Source organism: Pseudobutyrivibrio sp. LB2011 (assembly GCF_000701765.1).
GTDB lineage: Bacteria > Bacillota > Clostridia > Lachnospirales > Lachnospiraceae > Pseudobutyrivibrio > Pseudobutyrivibrio ruminis.
Genome location: NZ_JNJS01000002.1, coordinates 313,057 through 339,164, shown reverse-complemented (window position 1 = coordinate 339,164; position 26,108 = coordinate 313,057). Strand labels below are relative to the sequence as shown.

Annotated in this window: 25 protein-coding genes and 2 riboswitches; of the genes, 3 read left to right on the top strand and 22 right to left on the bottom strand. The window is 39.1% G+C overall.

Annotation, left to right across the window (positions count from 1 at the left end; genetic code table 11):
* Positions 1 to 32: 32 nt before the first annotated feature.
* The 15 genes from mmsA to T375_RS04990 form a co-directional block, all read right to left on the bottom strand.
* Entirely contained in the window at positions 33 to 1,568 is a 1,536-nt protein-coding gene (gene mmsA / locus T375_RS05060; protein ID WP_044935777.1) for a multiple monosaccharide ABC transporter ATP-binding protein, read from the bottom strand.
* A 27-nt stretch (positions 1,569 to 1,595) separates the two neighbouring features.
* Entirely contained in the window at positions 1,596 to 2,813 is a 1,218-nt protein-coding gene (locus tag T375_RS05055; protein WP_044935774.1) for an ROK family transcriptional regulator, read from the bottom strand.
* Between the two features lie 379 nt (positions 2,814 to 3,192).
* Positions 3,193 to 3,657 (bottom strand): MarR family winged helix-turn-helix transcriptional regulator, encoded by a 465-nt coding sequence (locus T375_RS05050; protein WP_044935771.1) that lies wholly within the window; start codon positions 3,655 to 3,657, stop codon positions 3,193 to 3,195.
* A 52-nt stretch (positions 3,658 to 3,709) separates the two neighbouring features.
* Entirely contained in the window at positions 3,710 to 4,138 is a 429-nt protein-coding gene (gene fabZ, locus T375_RS05045; protein WP_044935768.1) for a 3-hydroxyacyl-ACP dehydratase FabZ, read from the bottom strand.
* Positions 4,138 to 5,370, bottom strand: coding sequence for a beta-ketoacyl-ACP synthase II (gene fabF / locus T375_RS05040; RefSeq protein WP_044935765.1), 1,233 nt, complete (start codon positions 5,368 to 5,370; stop codon positions 4,138 to 4,140). Before fabF ends, fabZ begins: the two co-directional genes overlap by 1 nt.
* A 3-nt stretch (positions 5,371 to 5,373) precedes the next feature.
* Positions 5,374 to 6,099: a 3-oxoacyl-[acyl-carrier-protein] reductase gene (fabG, locus tag T375_RS05035; RefSeq protein WP_044935762.1), complete on the bottom strand. Its 726-nt coding sequence runs from the start codon at positions 6,097 to 6,099 to the stop codon at positions 5,374 to 5,376.
* Positions 6,096 to 7,049 carry an ACP S-malonyltransferase gene (gene fabD, locus T375_RS05030; RefSeq protein ID WP_044935759.1) on the bottom strand — a complete coding sequence of 318 codons (954 nt, stop codon included), beginning with the start codon at positions 7,047 to 7,049 and terminating at the stop codon, positions 6,096 to 6,098. Before fabD ends, fabG begins: the two co-directional genes overlap by 4 nt.
* Positions 7,050 to 7,073: 24 nt before the next feature.
* Positions 7,074 to 8,009, bottom strand: a complete 936-nt coding sequence (locus tag T375_RS05025) for a nitronate monooxygenase (RefSeq protein WP_044935756.1) — start codon at positions 8,007 to 8,009, stop codon at positions 7,074 to 7,076.
* A gap of 138 nt (positions 8,010 to 8,147) precedes the next feature.
* Entirely contained in the window at positions 8,148 to 9,077 is a 930-nt protein-coding gene (locus T375_RS05020; protein WP_044935754.1) for a beta-ketoacyl-ACP synthase III, read from the bottom strand.
* Positions 9,078 to 9,929: an acetyl-CoA carboxylase carboxyl transferase subunit alpha gene (accA, locus tag T375_RS05015; protein WP_044935750.1), complete on the bottom strand. Its 852-nt coding sequence runs from the start codon at positions 9,927 to 9,929 to the stop codon at positions 9,078 to 9,080.
* An 11-nt stretch (positions 9,930 to 9,940) separates the two neighbouring features.
* Positions 9,941 to 10,711, bottom strand: coding sequence for an acetyl-CoA carboxylase carboxyltransferase subunit beta (locus T375_RS05010; protein WP_081821980.1), 771 nt, complete (start codon positions 10,709 to 10,711; stop codon positions 9,941 to 9,943).
* Positions 10,708 to 12,099, bottom strand: coding sequence for an acetyl-CoA carboxylase biotin carboxylase subunit (gene accC, locus T375_RS05005; RefSeq protein WP_044935747.1), 1,392 nt, complete (start codon positions 12,097 to 12,099; stop codon positions 10,708 to 10,710). Before accC ends, T375_RS05010 begins: the two co-directional genes overlap by 4 nt.
* 2 nt (positions 12,100 to 12,101) lie before the next feature.
* Positions 12,102 to 12,548 carry an acetyl-CoA carboxylase biotin carboxyl carrier protein gene (gene accB / locus T375_RS05000; RefSeq protein WP_044935745.1) on the bottom strand — a complete coding sequence of 149 codons (447 nt, stop codon included), beginning with the start codon at positions 12,546 to 12,548 and terminating at the stop codon, positions 12,102 to 12,104.
* A gap of 2 nt (positions 12,549 to 12,550) precedes the next feature.
* Complete coding sequence (locus T375_RS04995) at positions 12,551 to 12,775, bottom strand: acyl carrier protein (protein ID WP_330371737.1); 225 nt, start codon at positions 12,773 to 12,775, stop codon at positions 12,551 to 12,553.
* 182 nt (positions 12,776 to 12,957) lie between these two features.
* Positions 12,958 to 14,649, bottom strand: a complete 1,692-nt coding sequence (locus T375_RS04990) for a methyl-accepting chemotaxis protein (RefSeq protein ID WP_049960300.1) — start codon at positions 14,647 to 14,649, stop codon at positions 12,958 to 12,960.
* A 149-nt stretch (positions 14,650 to 14,798) separates the two neighbouring features.
* Here T375_RS04990 and T375_RS04985 point away from each other — a divergent pair, with 149 nt between their 5' ends.
* A complete protein-coding gene (locus tag T375_RS04985; protein WP_044935742.1) occupies positions 14,799 to 16,472 on the top strand; it encodes a diguanylate cyclase domain-containing protein in 1,674 nt (557 codons plus the stop codon).
* 8 nt (positions 16,473 to 16,480) lie between these two features.
* Here the strand turns inward: T375_RS04985 and T375_RS04980 are convergent, their stop codons facing one another.
* The 4 genes from T375_RS04980 to hflX form a co-directional block, all read right to left on the bottom strand.
* Entirely contained in the window at positions 16,481 to 18,154 is a 1,674-nt protein-coding gene (locus T375_RS04980) for an SGNH/GDSL hydrolase family protein (protein ID WP_044935739.1), read from the bottom strand.
* A 113-nt stretch (positions 18,155 to 18,267) separates the two neighbouring features.
* Positions 18,268 to 18,903: an ECF transporter S component gene (locus T375_RS04975; protein WP_242839266.1), complete on the bottom strand. Its 636-nt coding sequence runs from the start codon at positions 18,901 to 18,903 to the stop codon at positions 18,268 to 18,270.
* A gap of 109 nt (positions 18,904 to 19,012) precedes the next feature.
* Positions 19,013 to 19,142, bottom strand: a riboswitch (FMN riboswitch).
* 51 nt (positions 19,143 to 19,193) lie between these two features.
* Positions 19,194 to 20,813 carry a Na/Pi cotransporter family protein gene (locus T375_RS04970; RefSeq protein ID WP_044935737.1) on the bottom strand — a complete coding sequence of 540 codons (1,620 nt, stop codon included), beginning with the start codon at positions 20,811 to 20,813 and terminating at the stop codon, positions 19,194 to 19,196.
* Between the two features lie 139 nt (positions 20,814 to 20,952).
* Complete coding sequence (hflX, locus tag T375_RS04965; protein WP_044935735.1) at positions 20,953 to 22,185, bottom strand: GTPase HflX; 1,233 nt, start codon at positions 22,183 to 22,185, stop codon at positions 20,953 to 20,955.
* Between the two features lie 127 nt (positions 22,186 to 22,312).
* Positions 22,313 to 22,409, top strand: a riboswitch (TPP riboswitch).
* Between the two features lie 33 nt (positions 22,410 to 22,442).
* Between hflX and thiT the strand changes: the two genes are divergently transcribed.
* Positions 22,443 to 23,009: an energy-coupled thiamine transporter ThiT gene (thiT, locus tag T375_RS04960; protein ID WP_044935732.1), complete on the top strand. Its 567-nt coding sequence runs from the start codon at positions 22,443 to 22,445 to the stop codon at positions 23,007 to 23,009.
* Between the two features lie 45 nt (positions 23,010 to 23,054).
* Here thiT and T375_RS13140 read toward each other — a convergent pair whose 3' ends face one another.
* Genes T375_RS13140 through ispE form a run of 3 tightly spaced genes read right to left on the bottom strand, consistent with a single transcriptional unit; the run spans position 23,055 to position 25,069 of the window.
* The gene (locus tag T375_RS13140; protein ID WP_049960299.1) at positions 23,055 to 23,468 is read right to left on the bottom strand and encodes a YwiB family protein; all 414 of its coding nucleotides are present in this window, start codon (positions 23,466 to 23,468) and stop codon (positions 23,055 to 23,057) included.
* A gap of 14 nt (positions 23,469 to 23,482) precedes the next feature.
* Positions 23,483 to 24,157 (bottom strand): GntR family transcriptional regulator, encoded by a 675-nt coding sequence (locus tag T375_RS04950; RefSeq protein WP_044935728.1) that lies wholly within the window; start codon positions 24,155 to 24,157, stop codon positions 23,483 to 23,485.
* A 36-nt stretch (positions 24,158 to 24,193) separates the two neighbouring features.
* Positions 24,194 to 25,069 (bottom strand): 4-(cytidine 5'-diphospho)-2-C-methyl-D-erythritol kinase, encoded by an 876-nt coding sequence (gene ispE, locus T375_RS04945; RefSeq protein ID WP_044935727.1) that lies wholly within the window; start codon positions 25,067 to 25,069, stop codon positions 24,194 to 24,196.
* Positions 25,070 to 25,307: 238 nt separating this feature from the next.
* Here ispE and T375_RS04940 point away from each other — a divergent pair, with 238 nt between their 5' ends.
* On the top strand, positions 25,308 to 26,042 hold the full coding sequence (locus T375_RS04940; protein WP_197019837.1) for a hypothetical protein: 735 nt from the start codon (positions 25,308 to 25,310) through the stop codon (positions 26,040 to 26,042).
* Positions 26,043 to 26,108 lie beyond the last annotated feature (66 nt).

The following is a 26,108-nucleotide window of genomic DNA, read 5'->3' as shown; positions in this document are numbered from 1 at the left end:
AATTTATTCCATCCTTTCATAATTCCCATATACTAGTTTGAAGTAATTGTCATCCTCTTCATTAAGCCTTCCTGGTTAGCTTCAGCACTTTCAAGTTCGCCTGTTATAGTTCCCTCGAAGATTGTGTAAATTCTATCTGCCATTCCAAGAAGCTCTGGCAATTCAGATGACACCAGGATTACTGCCTTACCATCATCTGCAAGCTGATGAATCAATTTGTAAATTTCATATTTAGCACCTACATCAATACCTCTTGTAGGTTCATCAAGAATCAAAATATCTGGTTCTGTAAACATCCACTTTGATAATACAACCTTTTGCTGATTACCACCTGAAAGTGTTGTTACTCCAGCATCTACATTTGATGTCTTGATTTTAAGAGAATTACGATACTCTTCTGCTGCTTTCTTTTCATCATTTATATCAAGAAGACCATGCTTTGTGATTTTGTCCAAATCAGCTGCAACAACTGTCTTTCTGATTGAATCCAAAAGATTTAATCCTAAATTCTTTCTATCCTCTGGAACATAAGCAAGTCCATTTTTTATTGCCGATTCAACAGATGTGAGCTTTACCTCACGGCCTTTGATTTTGATTGAACCGCCTCTGTATATTCCATAGTTTCTACCGAATAGTGAGCGCATAAGCTCTGTTCTACCGGCACCCATAAGTCCTGCGAATCCAACGATTTCACCGGCTCTTACATTGAAGCTTGCATTCTTGCAAACCATTCTGCCTTCAACATCTGGATCCTCAACACACCAATCCTTTACTTCGAAGATAACTTCTCCAATATTTGGTTCGTGCTCTGGATATCTATTCTCAATCGAACGACCAACCATGGCTTTGATGATTTTATCTTCATCAACCTTACCTGCTTCAACGTCGTAGCTTTCTACGGTGTGACCATCTCGAATAACTGTAACAGCATCTGATACTGCAGCGATTTCGTTCAACTTGTGAGAAATCATGATACATGTGATGCCCTTATTCTTAAGGTCAATCATAAGGTTAAGTAAGTTTTCTGAATCAGCCTCATTCAATGCTGATGTTGGCTCATCCAAAATTAGAAGCTTTACATTCTTTGAAAGTGCTTTTGCAATTTCAACAAGCTGCTGCTGACCAACACCTAAGTGTTTGATTAACACATCTGGATTAATTGAAAGACCTACTTTTTTAAGAATCTCATAGGTTCTTCTTTTTTCTTCTGCCCAATCAATCATTCCCTTCTTTATGATTTCATTTCCCATAAAGATGTTTTCTGTAATGGACAACTCTGGAATCATTGTCAGCTCCTGGTGAATAATTGCTATTCCAGCGCTCTCTGATTCCTTGATGTTTTTGAATTTCATCACCTGGCCCATATAAACGATGTCGCCATCATATGTGCCATAAGGATAAACCCCCGATAAAACCTTCATCAGTGTAGATTTTCCAGCACCATTCTCACCGCAGATTGCATGAATTGTGCCTTCTTTCACTGAGAGGTTTACATCATCAAGTGCTTTTACACCCGGAAATTCTTTTGTAATCCCTTGCATTTGAAGGATAAAAGAATTGCTTTCCATATATCAAATACCTCCCTATTTTGATGCCTAATTTGAAGCCAAATACTCGCTTGGTTTTCTTAAAACCCTGTCAGTAGCAATTGCTGCTGCACCGTAAAGAGTAGGATCTACCTTTAATCTAGATATCTCTATTCTTACTTTGCTACTAACTTCTGGAATTGTTCTTTCCTCTACAATCTTTTTGATTGTTGGTAGAAGAAATTCATCTCCTTGCGATACGCTATCCCCAATAACTATAATTTCTGGATCGTATGCATTTATCAATGTTACGCATCCATATCCAATGTATGTTGCAATTTCCTGTAAAACCCTAACAGCTTTTTCATTGCCTTTTCTTGCTGCTTCAACTATTCTTGCAACAGCCTCTGATCTGTTTTCATATTTTTCTTTAAACAGCTCAGGCAATTCCTTTTCAGCTTTTTTCAAAAGTGCCATTGTTGAGCAATAAAGCTCCAAGCATCCTTTATTTCCACACTCACAAGTGCTTCCGTTAAAGTCGATGCTGATATGACCAACCTCACTGGCAATTCCCTGATATCCAAGTAAAAGACTGTCGTGATCAACCACTCCTGATCCAACACCTTCACCAACCAAGAAATAAGTAAGTGAACTAAGTGGTCTTCCATGATCTCCGAACCACCACTCTGCTAACGCTCCCGCATTGGCATCCTGCTCGATGAATACTGGCTTATCAAATTCATTTTTGAACTCATCAATGAAGTTGATGTTGTGCCAGCTTGGCATTCGTGTGACCATTGCAATTCGTCCTTCTTTTCTAAGATAAGGACCTGGAAGTGCAAGACCAATGGCTACTACATTTTCATATTCATCAAGAAGCTTTCTTATCTGGTCTTTCATAGCTGTAAGAACCTTACCTGTATTTTCATCCAGACTAAACTCTGTCTCGCTTTGTGTGTAAAGCTTTCCAGAGATATCAAAAACTCCGATGGCAAATACATGTCTTGAAAACTTTACTCCGATTACCAGATTCTTTTCGGCATTTAATCGAAGGCCAATGGAACGTCGATTTCCATTTCCCTTCACAATACCAACCTCTGATACGATACCCATATCAATCAGGTAGGCAACAAGCTTTGTGATAGATGCCTGTGTAAGGCCCATCATCTTTGCAATCTCTGCTCTAGTACAAACCTCTCTTTGCTGAAGGATTCGCACAATGGCAGATCGATTCATTTCTGTTAAATCGCTTGTATTGTTGCCTGCGACTTCTTTGACTTTTTTCATTAACATTACCTCGCAATTGCTTTCAAGTGTTAATCACTTAACACTGTTAACACATTAACGCTGTTTCATAATAAGGTCAATAGATTTAAGGACCACTTTTTCAATTTTGTGAAACTTACTTAAATTAAAATATTCATTTTCGTAAAATACGTCAAAAGCCCTAATTTACGGGCTTTTTGACAAAATAATCAGTAAACTAATCACAAAAATACATATTTATGCACCCTTTATTAATTAAAAAATGATTACTTTTGATAATTCGCAATCAAACTCAATCAAACGATTCTACATATCATACAAAATGAAAGTCAAGCAACTGTGCACATTTTTTTTGCATAAAAAAAGCCCTTGGCTCTCGCCAAGGACCTATTATTTTATATTATTCTTCTTCACTTTTACGATACTTTGGAATATCTACTTCCTTCATAAGGAAATCTGACATATCGTTAAGGATATCATTTAATGTTTCAATACGCTCCTCTGTGAAACGCTCTTCTGCTCTTTCAGCTACTGTCTTAACATAGCCCTCTGAAAGATTTAAATACTCAAGGTATTTATCTGTAACATGAAGATGGAATTCTCTTCTATCCTTTTCAGACTGAACCTTTTCAATGTACCCCTTATCAATTAAGCAAGCAATCTTATATGCAGCATTTGGTGAAGAAATACCAATAAATTCTGCGAACTCTTTTACAGTTGGATTTCTAAGTACATATATAATCTCTACGCAAAAAAGTTCTACGATTGTAAGTGATGTTTCTCTTGCACGAAGCTTTTTGAACATCTCCTGGTAAAAGTGAACTTTAAACTTGGTGTAAACCTCTGTAAGTGCTTCTTCTAACATTTCTAGCTCCTATCTTTCTTTAATCTAAACTTCTAGAAATATCATACTCAATTTAATTCCCTAAAGCAAAGGAAATTTCTGCTTTAGCAGCAATTTTTTCATTCACATAAGCAACAGCTTCCCCAAATCCAACAGGGCCTTTTCTAGAAGTTAGCTTGCATTCCAATTGTAAAACATCACCTGGAACAACTTGTTGCTTAAACCTTGCGTTTTTAATTCCACCAAAGAAAGCAAGCTTTCCTTTGTTTTCCTCTTCTGTTAAAAGTGCCACTGCGCCCACCTGAGCCAATGCTTCTATTATAAGAACTCCTGGCATAACTGGATGTCCTGGGAAATGCCCCATGAAATGCATCTCATTTGCAGATACGCATTTGATTCCCTTGGCATATACCCCGGGTTCGCATTCTGTGATTTTGTCCACCATCAAAAATGGATATCTATGTGGTAATATTTCCTGGATTTCTGAACAACTTAGTTCCATTAAAACCTCCTAAACACAATTGATGCATTGTGGCCACCAAAGCCAAGAGCATTTGATAATGCCACATTTATATCTGCTTTTCTACCGATATTTGGCACGTAATCCAAATCACAAGCCTCATCCTTTTCAAGATAATTAATAGTAGCTGGAACAAAACCATCCTTTAAAGCAAGGGCTGTAATGATTCCTTCTACTGCACCTGCTGCACCAAGCAAATGTCCTGTCATAGACTTTGTAGAGCTTACCATAAGCTTGTATGCGTGGTCTCCGAAAGCCTTTTTAATTGCAAGAGTTTCCCCTGCATCATTTAGGCTTGTGCTTGTTCCGTGAGCATTGATGTAGTCTACATCAGTCATTTCAATACCTGCATCTGCAACTGCAAGAGCCATACATTTTGCACCGCCCTCTCCTTCTGGATTTGGTGCAGTGATATGATAAGCATCGCAGTTTGAGCCGTAGCCGATTACCTCAGCATAGATTTTTGCTCCACGTGCCTGTGCATGCTCTAATTCCTCAAGCACAAGAATACCTGCACCTTCGCCCATAACAAATCCATGACGCTCCTTATCAAATGGAATAGAAGCACGATTAGGATTTTCGCTTGTGCAAAGAGCTTTCATAGACTGGAAGCCACCAATGGCAAGTGGCATAATAACCCCTTCTGCTCCTCCACAAACCATAGCATCCTCGTATCCATCACGAATTCTGTGGAACGCATCACCAATAGCATTATTTGAGCTGGCACATGCAGTAACAACTGATGTACACATTCCCTTAAGTCCAAACATTATGGCAATCTGTCCTGCTGCCATATTGCTAATTGTCATAGGAATGAAATATGGTGAAATTCTGCTGTAGCCTTTTTCCTCGCCTTTGGAATGCTCTGTAGCTATTGTTGAAAGACCGCCAATACCTGATGAAACGATGCAACCAAACCTGTCCATATTTTCTTTTTCCACATCGATTCCAGCATCAGCAAATGCTTCCTTGGCTGCAGCACAAGCGTACTGTGTGTATACATCCATACGCTTAGATTCCTTTGGTCCAAGGATTTCTGCAGCATCAAAATTCTTTACCTCACCTGCAAGTTTTACTTTTAATTCTGATGTATCAAAATGTGTGATAGGGCCAATACCGCATTTTCCCTCTCTTACCGCATTCCATGTATCTTCCACTGAATTGCCAAGTGGGTTTACAGTACCCATTCCAGTAATAACTACTCTACGCTTCATGTTTTACATTCCTCCAGTTACTTCTATTACCTGTCCTGTAATATAAGATGCTTTGTCCGATGCCAAGAAATCTACAACATCTGCTACATCCTCTGGTGTTCCAAATCTTGCTAAAGGAATCTGTTTTAAATAAGCTTCCTTTACATTATCTGGCAACTGATCTGTCATAGCAGTCTGAATAAATCCTGGAGCTACCGCATTTACGGTAATACCCTTTGAACCATATTCTCTTGCTACCGACTTCGTAAATCCGATAACACCTGCTTTACTTGCACTATAGTTTGCCTGTCCAGCATTGCCCTGAACGCCTACAATAGAAGTGATATTGATGATTCGACCATTTCTAGCCTTCATCATGTCTTTTATAGCTGCTTTTGTGCAAAGGAAAGTCCCTTTAAGATTTGTATCTAAAACTGCATCATAATCAGCCTCGCTCATTCTTAAGAGCAAGCCATCCCTTGTGATTCCAGCATTGTTTACAAGGATTTCCACAGGTCCCATCAATTCTTTTATTTGATTAAACATTTCTGAGACATCATCAGCATTACTTACGTCAGCCTTGATGTACATTGCCTGAACGCCATGCTTTTTGCAGGATTCGATTGTCTCCTGGGCTGCGTTCTCATTTCCCGAATAGCAAATAGCAATATTAATACCAGACTTTGCCAAATTTTCAGCAATTACTCTTCCTATTCCCCTGCTTCCACCTGTAACTAATGCTACACTCATGCTCCAAGCTCCTTTACAATGTTTTCAAAATCATCAACTGTGTCTATTGAATATACTTTTGCGTTATCAATAGTCTTAGTTATAAACTTACTGATGGCTTTTCCTGGTCCAATTTCCACAAAAGTATCCACACCAGCTTCTGCCATATATCTAATTGAGTCTTCCAGATAAACTGATGACTGCACCTGCTTTTCTAGAAGATTAGCAACCTCTTCATTCTGATTTTTTTCTCTTCCAAGACAGTTGAAAACTACCTTTGTTTTCTCGTCTTTAAAATCTACTGCTTTAAATTCCTGAGCAAGCTTATCTCCTGCTGGCTTCATAAGCTTTGTATGGAATGGTCCACTTACCTTTAAAGGAAGAATTCGCTTTGCCCCCGCTTCCTTAAGAAATGCACTAGCCATGTCAACAGCACTGGAATGTCCTGAAATTACAATCTGACCTGGGCAGTTAAAGTTTGCTGCCTGAACTACACGCTCACCTTCTGTTGCTTTGCATGCTTTTTCGCAGCATTCTAAAACAGTCTCTCTATCCATTCCAAGGACAGCAGCCATTTTGACATTCAATCCCTGGGAAGCCTCTGTCATGTACTTGCCTCTTTTTGCAATCAGCTCCATGATTGTTGCTTCATCTACAACACCAGCCTCATATAATGCAGAATACTCTCCAAGGCTAAGACCACATGTGTAGTCAGCCTCTATTCCTGCCTCTTTCAGAAGCTTTGTCACGCCAATTGCAAATGCAACCATGGCAGGCTGAGTATAAGCTGTCTGTGAAAGCTGCTCAATTGGCCCATTAAATGAGACCTCCGCTACATCCATGTCAGTTACTTTGCTTACAACCTCTGTTGCATTATCTATAGTCTCCCTATAGCAATCATATTTATCATAAAAATCCTGGCCCATCCCCACTCTTTGAGAACCTTGACCTGCATAAACAAAACCTAACATACTCTTGTACCCCTTATCTGGTTGTTATAATTCAATTGAAGCCGCATTTTTTAAAGATTCTACGGCGCCTCGGTTGAGTTCCTCCAAAATCTCCGCTACGGGACGAACTTCTTTGAGTTGGCCGCAAACCTGGCCTGCCATCACTGAACCACGAAGCATATCTCCATCAACTACAGCTCTGCGAAGGCCACCAAGTGTAATCTGCTCCAGGCGCTCTCGATCTGCACCCTCAGCCTCAAGCTTTAAATACTCTCTTGCCATTTCGTTTTTGATGATACGAACTGGGGCGCCCTGTGAACGTCCAGTTACTGTTGTGGCATTATCCTTTGCCTTAATAAGAGCCTGCTTGTAGTTGTCATGGATTGGACATTCCTCTGAAACAAGAAGACATGTACCAATCTGTACACCACATGCACCAAGCAACATAGCTGCTGCCATCTGCTCTCCTGATGCAATGCCACCTGCTGCAATTACTGGAACATCCACTGCTGCAACTACCTGTGGAAGCAAAGTCATTGTTGTCATATCACCTACATGACCACCTGATTCTCCGCCTTCCGCAATAATGGCATCTGCACCTGCTCTTACCATGATTTTTGCCAAAGCAACTGAAGCCACTACAGGAAATACCTTTGCTCCCATTGCTTTCCAACCAGCCATGTACTTACCAGGATTTCCTGCACCAGTTGTAATGAACTGGACCTTTTCCTCGATAAGCATCTGAGCGATATTATCCACATCTGGATTCATCAACATCAGATTCACACCAAATGGCTTGTCTGTTTTGCTTTTGCAAATTCTTATTTGTTCTCTCAAAGCTTCGGCATTCATACCACCGCTGGCTACAAGTCCTAATCCACCTGCATTTGAAACTGCAGCTGCAAACTCACCAGTAGCAATGTTTGCCATGCCGCCTTGAATAATTGAATACTTTGTACCTGTTAAATCTCTAAGTTTCATTTCTACCTCTAACCCGGTTGTTACGCCAACAAGCCTACTGATTTCTCCGCTCGACGGAATGTCTCGCTTGAGAAATAGTAGAGCTTGTTAGCTACAACCTCATCTAATAACTATAATTTAATATCAGTCCGTAGCGGCTTACCACTGCAGTACCACGGCGCCCCATGTTCGGCCGGCGCCGAAGGCGCACATCAGTACCTTGTCTCCTTTTTTAATCTTTCCGCCTTTGACAGCTTCATCCAAGGCTAAGCCAACGCTTGCCGCCGATGTGTTGCCATATTTTTCTATGTTTACTACGAATTTATCCATAGGCTGTTTAACCTTTTTAGCTATGGACTCTATGATTCTAAGATTTGCCTGATGCAATACAAAGTAATCAATTTCATCGTAGGTTAAATTCGCTTTTTTAACTGCCTGCTCTATCACCTTTGGAACTGTTGCTACTGCAAATTTGTATGTTCCCTGACCATCCATGTGAATGTATCCATCTGGGGACTTGATGTTAATCATTTCCTCATCACCGTCCACGCCAATCACTGACGAATACAGTGAATCTGCTAGTTCAACAACAACTGCTGCAGCACCATCTCCGAATAATACGCAGGTGCTTCTGTCTGTCATGTCCATCTTTTTAGAAAGAACTTCCGCTCCAATCAAAAGACCATACTTGGCATTTCTAGCCATCATAAGTGCTCTGATGGTCTCCATTCCAAAAATAAATCCAGAACATCCTGCCCCAATATCAATGGCGATAATGTCATTTGAAAGTCCAAGTCTTCCTTGTATCAGGCATGCAGCTGAAGGAGAAAAATAATCAGCTGATACCGTGCAAACAACAACTACGCCAATGTCGTCTTTATTGATTCCCGCATTCTCAATGGCTTCCTTAGCAGCCATCTCTGCAAGATATGTATGATTTTCATCACCAGTGATATGATGTCTTACGCTCATACCAGTTCTTTGCTTTATCCACTCATCACTTGTTTCAACAATTTTTGCTAAATCATCGTTGCTAACTAGCTTCTTTGGAGCATAGGCTCCTGTCCCTAAAATCCTTATTCCAGTCATTTACACATTTTCCATTCTTTCTGAAGTTGTTTCCTCCAAATACTCCTTATCGAAATATCTGAACTTTTCATATCTGTGAGTAATCAACTGTTCTGCACTTTTATTCTCAAGTTCCTTCAATGCTGAAGATATCTGTTTATCGATTCTTACATATAATCTGCTGTATTTATCAACATTGTCTGTTTCCGACACAAGCTCAAAACCAGTGCCACGTTCAGAAATTATTCCATCTATTACGCCAAATCCTAAAAGATCCTTTGCTGTAAGCTTCATCACTTCTGCTGCTTCATCTCTCTTTGCACTATCGTGCCAAAGAATGGATGCAAAGCCCTCTGGTGAAAGGACAGAATAAATTGCATTTTCCAACATATAAACTTTGTTTGCTACAGCTATTCCCAGGGCTCCACCACTGCTTCCCTCACCTGTTACTATGGTGATTATTGGAACCTTAATATCACTCATCTGGGCCAGGTTGTTTGCAATAGCCTGAGCCTGTCCATACATTTCTGCTTCAAGTCCCGGATATGCTCCTGGGGTATCCACAAATGTAATAATTGGCCTGCCGAACTTTTCTGCCTGCTTCATCAATCGAAGTGCTTTTCTGTAGCCTTCAGGCCCTGGCATACCAAAATTGCATGTCATATTTTCCTCTGCTGTGCGGCCCTTTCTGTGACCAAGCACAGTCACCGGTCTGCCATGGAACATTGCTATTCCACCATATATACTGGCATCTTCCTTGCCTAAAAAATCTCCCTTTTGCTCAAAAAAATCCGTAAACAGATTATCGATATAATCTGTAATCTTTGGTCTGTCTTTATCTCGTGCGTTTAGAACTCTATCAATAGCCTTCATCTGATTCCTCCTTAACTGTGAAGCTTCAGCAGCTTTCCAAGAGTGTTTTTCATATCCTCCCGCTTAACTATCTGATCCACAAATCCGTGTTCTTCCAAAAACTCTGCTCTTTGGAAGCCTTCAGGTAGCTTCTGACCAATTGTCTGTTCAATAACTCTTGGCCCTGCAAACCCGATAAGAGCACCTGGTTCAGCTAAAGTAATATCTCCTAAAGTAGCAAAGCTTGCGCTAACACCGCCGGTAGTTGGATGAGTGAGAACTGTAATATATAATCCACCAGCTTCTTTGAACTTTTGGATAACAGCACTTGTTTTAGCCATCTGCATAAGGCTTAGGATTCCTTCCTGCATTCTAGCTCCACCACTTGCTGTGAATATTATCAGTGGAAGTTTGTTTTTCATTGCATATTCAGCAGATCTACAAACTATTTCTCCAAGTTCCATTCCCATAGATGCCATCATAAATTTCTTATTCATAATGGCAATCACAGTCTTGTAACCATCTATCTGACATGTGCCGGCGATGATTGCATCATGAAAATCTGTTTCAGTTCTAAGCTCCTCTTTCTTTTCAACATATCCCTCAAACTCAAGGGGATTTGTCTCTGGAAAGCTGAACTTGAACTCTTCAAAAGTACCTTCATCTGCAATGTCATTAAGCCTGTCCCACACGCCATATTCCTTTACAGGTTTGATGGCTTGCTCCAACATTTCTGTTGGATTCTCACGCAAATCTTTGTATCTATTGAATTTGTTTTTTCTTTGATCTACAGCACTTATCATTCATTATCCTCTGGATATTCTGATGCAGCTTTGTCCCAGGAAAGGATTTCATCCAAATGTTCCTCGATAAAGCTAACATTGTAATTTCCTTTTATAAAATCAGGGTGATGCAAGAGAAGATAATCAAAATCTCCATTTGTTTTGATTCCCTCTGTAACAAGCTCCAAAAGAGCTCTTCGCATACGCCTGATTGTTTCAAGTCGCGTAGGTGCATGAACAATTATCTTTGCCATCATGGAATCATAAAATGGACTGGTTTCATATCCGTTGTACAAAAGTGTGTCCACTCTGACTCCAGGTCCTCCAGGCACATTTAAAAAAGTAATTTTGCCTGTGTTAGCCATAAAATTCTTTGCCGGATCTTCTGCATTTATTCTGCACTCCATGGCATGGCCTTTGATGTTTACATCCTTCTGCCTGATTTTTAATGGCTCATGAAAAGCTATCCTAATCTGTTGTTTGATAAGGTCAATTCCGGTAACGGCTTCGGTAACGCCATGTTCCACTTGAATTCTTGTGTTCATCTCGATGAAATAGTAATGATTCTTTTCATCCAAGACGAATTCTACAGTACCAGCATTTGTGTAGTTGGCTGCTTTTGCTGCAGCAACTGCCGCCTTTCCCATAGACTTTCGTAAGTCTTCGTTTATATACATACATGGACTTTCTTCAATCAACTTCTGATTCTTTCGCTGAATTGAACAGTCGCGCTCCCCTAGATGAATCACATTACCGTGCTCATCCGCTAAAATTTGGAATTCAATGTGTCTAGGATTTACAATCAGCTTTTCCAGATACATTTCATCATCATTGAAGCAAGCCATTGTTTCTGCCTTCGCTTCATCGAAAAGCTTTTTCAAATCCTCTGGTTTATAGACACGGCGCATTCCACGTCCGCCGCCACCTGCACTGGCCTTGATCAAAACAGGATAGCCAATCTTCTTAGCTATTTTTTCTAGTTTGCTGTAGTCCGCCACTGGACCATCCGATCCTGGAACTACAGGAACTCCTGCTTTCATCATCATTTTTCTTGCTGCCGCTTTGTTGCCAAGAGCATCCATTGCATCAGCTGTTGGGCCGATGAATGTGATTCCGGCTTCATTGCACTTTCGTACGAATGTAGAATTCTCCGAAAGGAAGCCAAAGCCAGGATGAAGTGCATCGCACTCCATAACCTGAGCAGCAGTTATAATAGCATCCATATTCAAGTAACTGTCTGCTGCTCGGGCTGGACCAATACAAATACTCTTAGTAGCAAGCTTTACATGAAGTGAGTCTTTATCAGCAGTGGAGTAAACAGCAACTGACTCCACATTCATCTCCATGCAGGCTCTAATAATTCGAACTGCAATCTCACCACGATTAGCAATCAAAATACGTTTAAACATATCTAATCTCCTATTAAGAAGAGTGGCTGTTCAAATTCAACCACATCCTGATTCTTTACAAAGATTTTTTTGATTACTCCATCCTTTGGTGCAGTGATTTCACTCATCATCTTCATGGCTTCAATTAAGCAGAGCACCTGTCCTTTTTTGACAGTGTCCCCCACCTGTACGTAGGCATCCTCTTCTGGAGAAGGAGCTGCATAAAAAACTCCTACTAAAGGTGCTAATACTTGTTCACCATCTAATTGTAATTCTGGGCTGTTATCCACATTACTATCAATTTGTGCAAGTGATGATTGTTCACATACCTGTGTGGTATTTTCCACAACAACCTTCTGCTCAGAATACTTTTTCAACTTGATTTTTGTATTGTCTATTTCTACTGACAGATAAGAACTATTGCTTTCATCAAAAGCCTTCAAAAGTTCTTTTACATCTTTTAATTCCATGATTATTTATGTGCCTCTAAGTAATTTACGATATCTGCAACTGTCTTGATTTCAGCCATTGCATCTTCATCAATTGTGATACCTGTCTTTTCTTCAACTGCAAGGGAAAGCTCTACTGCATCAAGGGAGTCAGCACCAAGATCATCAAAAAGATTTGCCTCCATTGTAACTTTCTCTGCTGCACAGCTAAGTGTATCAATAATTACTTCCTTTACTGTCTCGAACATAATATTCTCCTTTTCTTTTATCTTAATTTAATTAGTTAAAATGTTTTATATTAACCACCACCTATAATAGCTAAAAAAATTTAGAAGTCAACACAAATCTATAAAATCTTTTAGATAATTATTCTCAAAAAAATAAGGACGCCCTGTTTTTACAAGGCGTCCTAGATAATTTAAATTTCTATTTATTTTTTAAGTTCAAAGCGTTCAACCAATCCCTTTAATGAATCGGCATGTTCATTCATTTCGTAGCTAAGTGCAAGTGATTCTTCAGATGTAGCAGCATTGTTCTGACCAACAGATGAAATCTCGCTAATGTTAGCAGACATTTCTTTTACAGATGCAGCCTGTGAATTTGATGCTTCCGCAATAGTCTTTACCTTATCTGCAATACCCTGAACCTGTGAAACCATGCCATTAAGCTTCTCAGCTGTATCATTTGCAATAGCAATACCTTCCTGAACACTCTGGAGTGATGCATTAATAAGACCTGCAGTATTTTGAGCAGCTTCTACAGTCTGACCTGCAAGCTGAGAAACCTCTGTAGCAACTACCGCAAATCCCTTACCAGCCTCACCAGCTCTTGCAGCCTCGATTGACGCATTAAGAGAAAGAAGGTTTGTCTGATCAGCAATAGCATTGATAGTATCGATAATCTTTGAAATCTCCTGAGAAGATGCTGAAATTGCATCCATAGCGTTAACAACATCCTGCATTCTCTGGTTACCTTCAACAATATTCTGAGCAACCACTTCAACTTCCTTAGAAATCTGTGTTGCATCTGTTGAATTGCTTGAAATCTGATCTGTAATATTGTTAACAGTAACAGACAAATCTTCTACGATATTTGCCTGAGATGTAACTGTATCTGCAAGATTCTGACCAGCACCTGCAATCTGATTTGCTCCATCAGATACCATATCAGATACTTCCATAATCTCTGTCATAGAATCTGAAATCTGCTGTGAGAATGATTCAATAGATGTTTGGATTGCTCTGAAATCTCCATCAAAATTCTTTTCAAAACTAATATTGAAATTGCCGTTTGCCATTGTAGACATCTTACTTCCAATTTCATCAATATAGAATGACAAAGAATCTACAGCTGTTCTCAATTCATTTACAACCTTACCAATTTCATTATCAGCTTCATAATCAATTTCTACATGTACATTACCTTCAGCAATTTCTTCAGTAGCCTTCGCAAGTACAGCCAAATCATTTTCAATTGTTTTAATAAGCGTATCAGCCTTCTTCTTACTGATTGAACTTACAACTATAAGTCCTCCTACAAGAACGACTACTCCAGCAACAATAATTATAAGGATTGCTTTATATTTTGATGCTGCAGCCTTTTCTGCCAATTCACCTGTTTCATCAAGTGAATCTGCAAGAGTCTCTGATACTTCATTCAATGTGGAATTATAGTATTCCAATGCGCCTGCTGTATCCCCTGCTTCCACTAAATCAAGCATCTCATATGATGCCTCTTCAAAAGCTTTCCAGTTTGTTGTAAGGCGATTTCCCAAATCCTCGTTATTTAAGTTAGAAGATATTGTAGAGAAGTAGCCTTCAATCTTTGGAAATCTTCCTTCCAAATCTTCCTTCTGCGCTGCAGTAACATCAGAATCGCTAGATGCTAGTGCAAAAAGAAGTCTCTTGTTAATTGTCTGGACATCCTTTCTGATTTCCATCTGATATGTCTCTGTTACAAACTGAACATTATAGAAGCTATAAATATTCGCAAATACCAAGCCAAAGAATATCAGCATTAAAACAGTTACAAGTAAAAACATTTGGATTGTAAATCCAGAAAAGATACCGAGTTGACCGGCTATTGTAGCCTTGTCTCTTTTTAATCCTTTTTTAGCCTCCATCTTTTACCTCCGCTTTGAACTGTAGAATATTACACAGTTACCGTTTAACGCTATTATAAAATAAAGATTTTTCATTATGGGATTTTTCACAACATGTTCATTAAAAGTTCTATATTTGTTGATATAATGCTCCACAAGGAGCGAAAATTATGGATTTATCATTTGTTAGACGACTTGGAGCATTCATATATACATTGATTCTTCTTTTATTCATAGGCTTCGGTTTCTGCTATTCTAACGAAGTCAAATATGAATATAGAGAAAATACTGTATATTTTAGTGATTACTGGAAGGTTAATGGACGCCTTATCACCTTCCCTTATAGCAACCACGACGTTTTCACTATTACAAATACGCTTCCTACTGTCTACGGCGATCAAATGCTGGTTCTACGGGCTTATTATGATTCTTTTGAAGTAGCAATCGATGGTGATGTAATTCTAGAGTCAAGAGACAGTTATCTATTCGGCCATAAAACTAATATTGGCCAAAAAGAAATATGGATTCCATTGGAATACTCGTATAGCGGACACGATATATCTGTAACCATTGATTTACAGGATTCACTATATGGTTCCCAGCTTACAGAAGGCTTTATCACTACTCGTTCTTCATATGGTATACGTCAAATGCAACAAAATATCCCTTCCCTCATTCTGTTTGTAATATTTACAGTTATGGGATTGTTTGAGATGTTTATTTCCGGATATTTTATTCTGAAACGTACCGCCTTAATTAGAAAGCTTACTTTTGAAGCCCTCTTCTATGCTGGCGCATTCTCAATCATATCAGCCCAATGGATTATTAATGAAACCCGTGTTCCATTTGTAATCTGGGGACATATGACAGGTTTTTCAATATTAAATGTAATCTCATTTATTCTTATGCCTATGATGTTCTTTGAAATATCACGAGCATTATTCACGCGTATAGGCAAAGTCGACAATATAATTGATAGCATCATAGCCCTGGCTATCGTTCTTAGCTGTCTATTCGCTACCATTGGTATTATTGAATGGGGCACAGTTGTATATGTAGCCCACGCCATTGATTTGCTTGTAATGATCATGGTTGGATACTATTCATACACCACTGTAAAAGATGAGCAAAAGGCAAAAACAGGTGTAGGCATTTCCATTGCCAACTTTATATTCATTTTATTTGCAGGAATTGCATTGGTTCAATATGTAAACCATATCGATTACAACTACTTACTTGTTGTTATCATTGATTTGATGATATTCATTATGGTTCAAGTAGGATTGATTTATCGCAGAATTGGCCTGAATGTAAAAGAAGAAAAAGAATTTGCTCAAGCAAAAGTTTACGCATATACAGATGAAATGACTAAGCTTGGCAACCGCCGTCATTTCTATGCCATAGTAGGAGATTATGAAAAGCAAAAACTGCCAAAAGATTTAACCTATATAGCAATAGATGTAAATAGATTAAAATACACCAATGATAACCTAGGCCACGATGCAGGTGACGAATTATTAATTGGTACAGCCGAGTGTCTTAGAAGAGCTTTTAACACCTCTTCTACCAGCACAATTGGCCGTATGGGTGGAGATGAGTTTGCTGTTCTTTTAGTTGCAAACGAGACAGAATTAAACAGAAGACTTTTCAATTTAAAGCATTACCTTTCACATTGGAGAGGAAAGTATATCGACGGAATTTCGATTTCTTTGGGATATGCCTCTGTACGAGAAGATCCTTATGCAAATATAGATACACTTGCAAAGCTTTCTGATGAAAGAATGTACGAAGATAAAAAGCAATATTATGAGGAAACCGGTTTTGACCGCCGGTCCCCTCAATAAAAGCATAACTATTTTACTAATCCAAAGCCAAGGATTGTAAATTTATTTCGAATATCATCTGATTCGACACGAATCTCAACATGATGTGCCGCTGTATTCTTCTGGTTTATTAAAATCAGTGGATTGCAGTGGCACCATCTGTTTACGTATGGATCTAAATCTCTAACAAACTCGCCATCTACATAAGCTTTTGCTACGGCTCCATCCACTTCTCCTGTGTCCTTCATAATAACTACAAGAGCTTTGCATTCCACATCTACCGTAAATACGTTGTCAGTATTCTTGCTGCCATCATACATCCAGTTATATGGGAATTCTGGTGTCAGTTCCAAATCCAACTCACGCTCAACAGACTGAAGCACTGTATCCGTATATACGAATCCACCTGGATTGATAGTCAGCATATCAGTATTATCTTTTTTATCAACTAAAATTACATTATCAAAAGAATTTCCTATAGCAGGCTTTGCTTCAAAATCAGGATCATATTCCTTATCTATAGCTGCCTTTTCCATAATGGTCTGCATAAGATTAATGAGGCAAGCAGCCATAATAGTATGTCCCAAATTTGTTGGATGAAACATATCATAGAAGAACTGATTCTTTGTAATAATACGTTTTGCCCTATCATAAAACTGAGGTACTACAGAATCCTTCACACTAACCATAGGTAATTCATATCTGATTCCTACTGGCTTTAATCTATCCTGAAGGTTGAAATCATCTGCAAATACAGAGAACAATAAAATTACCGCTGGCTCATAATCAAGCTTAAGAATCTTTCTTACAAGACTCTCATAGCAGTCGCCCTGTGTCTCATCGCCTTCATCATTTACAGCAAATTCCACAATTACAAGGTCTGGCTTAATCTTGCCATCGTTAGTTACATCTCTATCAAATCGTAGCATACCAAGCTCTGATGGAGTACCGCCGACACCGGCCTTCACATAATGAATATTATCGCCGTCTCCAAGAAGCTTCTTGAAGCCTACAAAAGACTTATAAGCGTAACATTCTGTATTTATAGGAGTTGCACCTGCCCCCTGAGTGATTGAACCGCCGATATAGGCAATCGTCACATCCTTGCCGGCTTTCGCTTTTTCAATAAGTTTCCCAATGCGCTTCGTATTTCCAATCTGCATCAGAGAATTGGAAATCATGTCCTTATACTCTTTTGAATCCACATCTACAGGAGATTCCTCTTCCTGTTCTGGTGCTTCGAAACCATCGTTTAGATATAAGCGAAGTGTGATAAAGCCTCTAGCCTTTTCATCCTCAGATGTAAGAATAATCTGGCCTGGTACATTGTCATCCTCTTTCCACTCCACATCCTTTAAATACAGCCTCTGCTCAGAACCATCAGCTGGAATGGTAGCATAGATATTTGCTCCACCACCGTACTGATCCTTTTTACCATAAAACTGAAATCTAAAATCTATAGATTGGTCCTTGTCTTCCATTTCAATAGAAACACCAATACTATGCACAAGCTTTTTAAAACCATCTACCGTTTCAAGGAGCTTCAGCATCTCTTTATCATGCACATTTCCTGTCACTTCCGCACTATTTGGCAGTCTACATGCATCCTGATACAGCTCCGTTCTCTTTCCATAAAACTCTTTTTCCTTCATGGTGAAGAAAAATCCCCTGTTCTTTTCTGGATCTGTTGGTGCTTTAACCATATTCCCCCACTCTCCTTACTATAAATTTATTTCATAGTATAAAAAAAATCCCACATCATCTACACAAAATTTGCGATGAATGTGGGATAAATTGCTATTTCGATATTCAGTTATTAATTATTGCCCTTGAGAAGTGGTCTAAGTGGCTGATAAATTAAAATTGTAATAATTGCTGAAATCATGCCCTTTACAAATGTAAATGGTACATTGAAGAATAACAAGCACTGCTCAATTGAACTAATCTTTGCAAATGGAGCGACTACCTGGTATGCTGCGATGATTGCTTCCTTTGACATAAAGTTGTAGTACACTGGATAAACAATAAAAAGGTTTGATGGGAAGCTAATTGCACCCATAATCAAAGCACCAACAACAGCTCCTAAAATCGCACGCCCCTTTGTCTTTTTTCTGTGATAAATCAAACCTGCTGGAAGCACAAAGCTTGCTCCTAAAATGAAGTTTGAAAGCTCGCCTACACCACCAGTCTGTGTCATTGTCAAATGAAGAAGATTCTTAATAAGACAAACGATAACGCCCCACACTGGTCCCAATGCAAAAGAAGCAATAAGCGCTGGAAGCTCTGATAAATCAAGCTTAATAAAGTTTGGCATAAGAGGAATAGCAGTATCTAAAAACATCAATACGAAAGCTGCTGCCGAAAGCATTGCTGTCACTGTCATATTCCTTACATTTACTCTGCTCTGCACCTTGTTACCTACTCCTTGTCCTGTCATTTGTGTTGAATCCATAATTCAATCCTCCTAAAAATAAAATATTATTAAAATTTAGGAAGTCTCCAAAAATTAATTGTACACAATATAATAGCCCTGAGATTACTCTCAGGGCTTAATTACTATATCGCTTCTTCTTTCATCCAGACTATACTGTCGGTACTGGAATCTCACCAGTTCGGCCCGAAGGCTCGCGGACTTTACCGCCGGTCAGGAATTGAAAACCACCGTTTTCGCACCTTGCCCTGAAGATTTCCTATTTAATTGAGTACAATATACTACACTTTCCCCCGCAGTGCAACCCATTTTTATGGATGTTCCTTTAGGGCGTAGGCGATGTTGATGGCGTGGTCGGCGCATCGCTCCAGGTCAGTGACCATGTCGGAGAAGATTACACCGGCAACGGGTTCGCATTTGTTCTCCATGAGACGCTCTACGTGGTGGTTAATGAGCTGCTTCTCCTGCTTATCTACTTTCTTTTCAAGCTTTTCAATCTTGTCTAGGTTCTCGTAGTTTTCAGAAGTGAAAATGTCGATAGCAAGCTCAACCTCTTCCATAGAATTGTCAGCCATTTCCTTAAGTTCCTTGGCTGCCTTCTTTGAAAGCTTTGTCTTTTTATTCTTCATACGAGTTGCATACTCGATGATGTTTTCAGCATGGTCAGAAATACGCTCAATATCTGTAACTGCAATGGTGATTGCAGATATACGACGAAGCATAGCAGGTGTAAGGTTCAACGTCTGAAGCTTAACCATTGCATCCTGAATAGCGTGGTTGAGGATGTTAACTGTTTCCTCGCGCTGCTCTACGTCTTCAACCTTTTCAGGTGAGTAGTCGAAGAAGCAGTCGATGGCCTTTTCAAAGTTTTCTGCTGCGATAGCACCCATTCTGGCTGCCTCAAGCTGTGCCTGGTGAATAGCCATGTTTGGTGGCACGTTGTTGACCTGAGTCATAAATACAAGCTGTCTGTCCTCTGCTGCACGAGTCTCCTCTGGAAGCTTTGGAATAAACATGTATGTAAGCTTAATAATGTAATCAGTGAATGGGAAGATAATACAAACTGCTAAAATAGCGAAGATTGTATGTGTGTTAGCTATCTGACGGGCTGGATCAGATGATGTAGACTGAATCCATGTCAGAAGTGGTGTTACATTTATAATAACTACGATTACAATTGCTCTTATTACATTAAACAAAAGGTTCAAAATAGCTGAACGCTTGCCGTTTCTGTTTGCTGTAAGTGATGCCAAAAGGTTTGGTGTAACTGAACCAATGGCTGCACCGATAATCAAGTAAACTGCTACATTGTAGTCCAATATTCCTTGCACGACGAATGTCTGGAAGATAACTGTTGCAGATGATGAGCTCTGAAGTAATGCTGTGAAAGCAATACCAAATACAAGCGCTACAAATGGATTTGTTAATCCAGCAAGGAAGTTCTTAAACATTACTGAATTTGCAAGTGGTGCAATGGATGCCTTCATGATTGTGATTCCCTGGAAGAGCATACCGAATCCCATAAAGAAAGAACCTAAATGCTTAACAATATCTCTCTTCATGAAAAGATACATTACTGCACCAATAAACAAAATGAATGGTGTGAATGTAGCAATATTAAAAGCTGTAATCTGTGCTGTGATTGTTGTACCGATATTGGCACCTAAGATAACGCCGATGGCCTGTGAAAGCGCCATCATACCTGAATTTACAAAACCAATAACCATAACATCGGTTGCAGATGAACTCTGAACCAATACTGTCATAGCTATACCAACGATGACTGCTACAAATTTGTTTGTAGTAGCCTTCTCTAGAATAACCTGAAGATTATCTCCACAGCTGTTTTTTAAGCCTGTAGACATAATCGACATTCCGAAAAGAAATAGACCCACTCCACCAAGAAGTGATAATATCTCTGCTAAAGTCATTATTTTCTCCTTCTACCGTACTTTTCCTTCACGAAAAGTAAAATCCTTAATCCTTCTTTTTTTAGTCCTTGATAATCATAACATGTTAGAATGCCATTGTCTAAGTATTTTCTATGATATAAGTAAAATTTGTGTAAATTTAGATATATGCCTTGATAAAAATACCGTCTTCACGATATTCCTCTGAAATCAATTCTCCTGTCTCTCTAATCTTTGCAATACTTCCAGCTTCTGTGTAAGGAACCAATTGCTCTATATATTCCTTATTTCCACGCATCAAAGTAGCAAGGATTTCTCTTACTTTATCCAGGCCTTTTCCTGTCTTAATGGAAGTGTGTACTGTATAATCAGCTCTTAAATCGTGATAATCCAACTCATCTTCAAGCTTATCTACTTTATTAAAAATAGTAAGAACAGGTTTGTCGCTAACTCCTAATTTGTCCAAAGTCTCATATACGATTTCCATCTGACGATCCATCTGAGGATTGCTTACATCCACCACATGAATGATGAAATCTGCATATTTAGCTTCTTCCAATGTACTCTTGAAAGCATCCACCAAATGATGAGGAAGCTTTCTGATGAATCCTACTGTATCTGTGAGCAGAATCTTTTGATCATTGTCCAAAAGGAGCTCACGAGTGGTTGGATCAAGGGTCGCAAAAAGAGCATCCCACTCAAGGATGTTTGCATCTGTAAGTTTATTTAAAAGTGATGATTTGCCTGCATTTGTGTAACCAACAATAGCCGCTACAGGCACCCCATTTCGTTGTCGCTTTGAACGTGTAAGCTCACGATGGTTTACAACGTCATTTAACTCTTTCTTCAGCTGAGTAATGCGACCTGCAATAAGACGCTTATCCATCTCCAGCTTTTTCTCACCAGGACCACGTGTTCCGATAGCTCCGCCGCCACCTGCTGCAGTACCACCCACACGGGACATGTTTTTACCAAAGCCAGTCAATCGAGTCATCTCGTATCTAAGCTGTGCCAGCTCAACCTGAATTTTTCCTTCTGCTGTGCCAGCACGGGCAGCAAAAATATCAAGGATAATAAGGGTTCTATCCATGACCTTTGTATCTAGCGCATCAGCAAGATTGCGCATCTGTGCTGGTGTTAATTCATCATCGCAAACTATACCTGTAGCCTCTGTCTCCCAGATTAAATCTGCGATTTCCTCAACCTTGCCAGAGCCAACATAGGTGCCAGGATTTCTGCGCTCCAGATTCTGCATGATTTCTCCCACAACCTGTGCACCGGCAGTTTCACAAAGCTCTGCAAGCTCGTGAAGGGAATCCTTAGCCTCTACCTCGTCCCCTTCATTAACTGATACAAGTATTACTCTTTCTATAATCTTTTCTGTATTTACCATTTAATATCCTATCTTTTCAAAATCTCTTATAGTTACATTCTACAATGTTGTTTTATTTACTGCAATTTAATTGTTATTTTCTCATTGACTATATTTCCTACAAGTGATATTTTTATATCGAAATTAAATATTTTGCTAGGGGCGCATATGCTGAGAGGTGCTTGCACCGACCCTTAATACTTGAACTGGATAATACCAGCGTAAGGAAGCGATAGACGAATCTCCTAGCATTGATGTATGAAGGGAGATTTTTTTTAATGATTAATCACATGTCTAACGAAAAAACAAAAATAACATTTACTGCAAAGCAACTAGCTTTTTGTGCTGCTTCTATGGCACTTGCTTTTGTTTTGTCTAATATTAAGGTATTTAAATTCCCAACTGGCGGCTCAATTACATTACTTTCAATGCTTGTTGCTTGCCTTCCAGGTTTCTGGTTCGGCCCAATCGTAGGAATTATCACAGGTGTTGCCTATGGCTTATTAAATCTAATTGTTGACCCATATATTCTTTTCCCAGCACAGGTTATTGTTGATTACATACTTGCCTTTGGTGCTCTTGGATTATCTGGATTCTTCAAAGATTCTAAATATGGTCTTATCAAAGGTTACATCGCAGCTGTTTTAGGACGCTACGTATTTGCGGTAATCTCGGGATGGATTTTCTTTGGTGAATGGGCTTGGGAAGGTTGGAATCCACTAGCTTACTCACTTGCTTACAACGCAATCTACATCTTTGCTGAGGCTGCTGTAACACTTATCATTCTTTTCATTCCACCAGTAAGAGATGTCATGAACAGACTTAAAAACATGGCTACTGAATAATTCTTAATAATAAAAACGCCAGAGGCAATCTCTGGCGTTTTCTTATTATAACGTTGCTTTAATTTCTATTACTGTATTGATAGGTTCCCCACCGGCTTCCAAATCGTAATCAATTAAAAGATTGATTTCGGTATCTTTTTGCTCGATCACAAGACGCTTTGTGTGAACCACAATAGTCATCATGCCCATTGGTGTATTGTAAGCATTTCTGGTTCGAGCCCCTGGGGCAAATTCAAGCTTTGATTGAATGTCTCCTTTTTGAGTCAATGTAAGCTTGTTGTGTTCAAAGCTTATTAGACAATCAACCTTTTGGCCCTCTGGCATAACTCGATTATAAGAAAGGTAACGCTTACTACCTCTATCAATAAATGAACCCACATACTCCTCATTTGTAGTCTCTGATTCGTGGCCCATCTTTTGCTTGGAGCAAAGTTTAATATTACATTTTGTTCCTGTCATTATTTATTTCCAATCTATTTTTGTTCTCTAATTAATTCACGAACAGCATTTATCTGATTTGACAAATGAACATGCATTATATCCTTTAGGAAATCTACATCTCTTCTGTCGAAACCGTCAATTATAGATTTATGTTCAGATATAAGCTGCGCGTAAACAGATGGATTCTTTACATACTCGTAACGATATCTATACATCTGCTCTCTTGCAGAATTGATTATGTTTTCAAGCTTAGGATTTGCAGCGGCCGCATAAATCACATCATGGAATGCCTCATCAGCCTCCACAATCTTTCGAACATCGTCAGTTCTAGTAGCTGACTCAAATGCCTTCATAGCTTCCTTGAGCTCTACAAACTGAGCATCTGTCATTCTTTCGCAGGCACATACCACAGCAAGAGCATCAAGTGCATCTCTTACTTCCAGCACATCCTGTAAATCTTTTTCTGTCATTTTAGCAACCTGAGCGCCCTTGCGAGGAATAGTAACAGCAAGTCCCTCGTGCTCAAGCATTCTGATTGCTTCTCTGATAGGTGTACGGCTAACTCCAAGCTTTGTAGCTAAATGCATTTCCATTAGCCTCTCACCTGGCTTGAGTTCGCCCTTAAGAATAGCTTCGCGCAGGGTGTTAAACACCACATCGCGAAGTGGTAAATAATCATCCATTTGAAGTGTAAGATTTTCAGTCATTCTGTTTAAATCTCCTTATTTCATGTGTGAAACTAATTAATACTTGTTGTTAAAAAGTGTAGTGAGATAAAGCTGCTTTACAAGCTTGCTCTCTGTAAGTGCTTCCTTGGCTGCCTTTGCTGTTTTGTTGTCTTCAAAAAAGCCAAATACAGTAGGACCACTACCACTCATCATTGCGCCAACTGCTCCATGATCCAGCATGATTTTCTTTATATCAGCAATAACTGGATGTAGCGGAATTGTAACCTCTTCAAGTACATTTCCCATGTGGTTGCAAATGGCATGTAAATCCTGATTTTTAATATCTGAAATCAGCTGATCGATGTCTGGATGCTTAACATTGTCAAAGCATGTATCCAAAGATTCATATACCTGCTTTGTAGAAACTGAAATGCCTGGCTTTGCAATAAGCACTGGGCACTTCACCATTGGTGAAAGTGGTGTGAGCACCTCTCCAATTCCCTCTGCCAAAGCTGTACCACGCATTACACAGTATGGTACATCGGCTCCGATTTTGACGCCTCGCTCCATCAAATCTTTTCTGCTGAGATTCAAATCAAAAAGTTTATTTATTCCAAACATTACAGCAGCTGCATCTGTAGAACCGCCTGCCATGCCTGCTGCAACAGGAATATGTTTTTCCAGGCTGATATGCACACCAGTGTGTATATCAAACTCCTCCATGAGAAGCTTTGCTGCCTTAATGCAAAGATTGTCATCATTAACAGGAAGGAAGCGAAGATTGGTGCTCATGGTAACAGCATCCCCCTCCTGCTTCTTAATGCTGACCTTGTCAAAAAGATTGACTGTCTGCATAATCATTCTTACTTCATGATATCCATCGTCCCTGATTCCTGTAACATCAAGTCCGATGTTTATTTTTGCTAATGCTTTAAGATCTATATTATCCATTGAAAAGAAATTACTACTCCATTAAAATTTGTACTTGTGTGTATTTTGTACTTGATTGTTCTTTGTATTCAATCTTAATAAATTTTAACAAAGATACCACACTTTTACAAGAATTTTGTATTAAAATAAATACAATCTAATAATAAATATTTCTCAATTAGCATCCGATAATAAGAATAGGAAAAGGATTTCCATATGGTTTTTTATTCATGGCCACAGTAACAAGGAGGTTATTATTATGGAGTTAAGCACATTAAGCAGCGTATCTTCTAATATAGCAGGTACCTATTCTAAGACTACAAATTCTGATGGTTCGGTTACAGAAACACTTGAATTCAATGCATCAAAACAGGAAATCAGCGCATCAAAGTTTTCTGATGAAGCTGCTGTTTATGAAAAATCTGATGAACAATCACTAACAACAGACAACTACAAAAAGACAGATAGAACTGCTCTTATCCAGCAGTTGAAGGCTGACCAGGAAAAGATGATTAACAATCTTTTAGATATTGTTATGAAGACAATTAATGGTCAGGGAAGCACATTTGCTATTGCTACTCAGGATGATATGTGGAAATTCCTTGCAGAAGGTAAATTCACAGCAGACGAGGAAACAATTGCAAAGGCAAAGGAAGATATTTCCGAAGATGGATACTGGGGTGTTAACCAGACATCCGATAGAATTGTAGATTTTGCTATCGCACTTTCTGGCGGAGATACATCAAAGGCTGACATGCTCTTAGATGCTTTCAAGAAGGGCTACGAGCAGGCAACTGGAACTTGGGGCAAGGATTTACCAGACATCTCTTCTAAAACTTACGATGCTGTATTAGATAAATTTGAGCAGTGGAAGAATGGCTCCTACAGTTCTGGATCTAACTCAGCAAATAATGCAGGTTCAGCGGTTGGAACATCCATCACATATATGGAAAACATTTCCACTGTAAGCTCATCTACATATATTGAGACCTAAAACCATCTTAAAACTAAATAAATCAAGGCTGGTCAAAATTGACCAGCCTTTTTTAATGTACCTTTT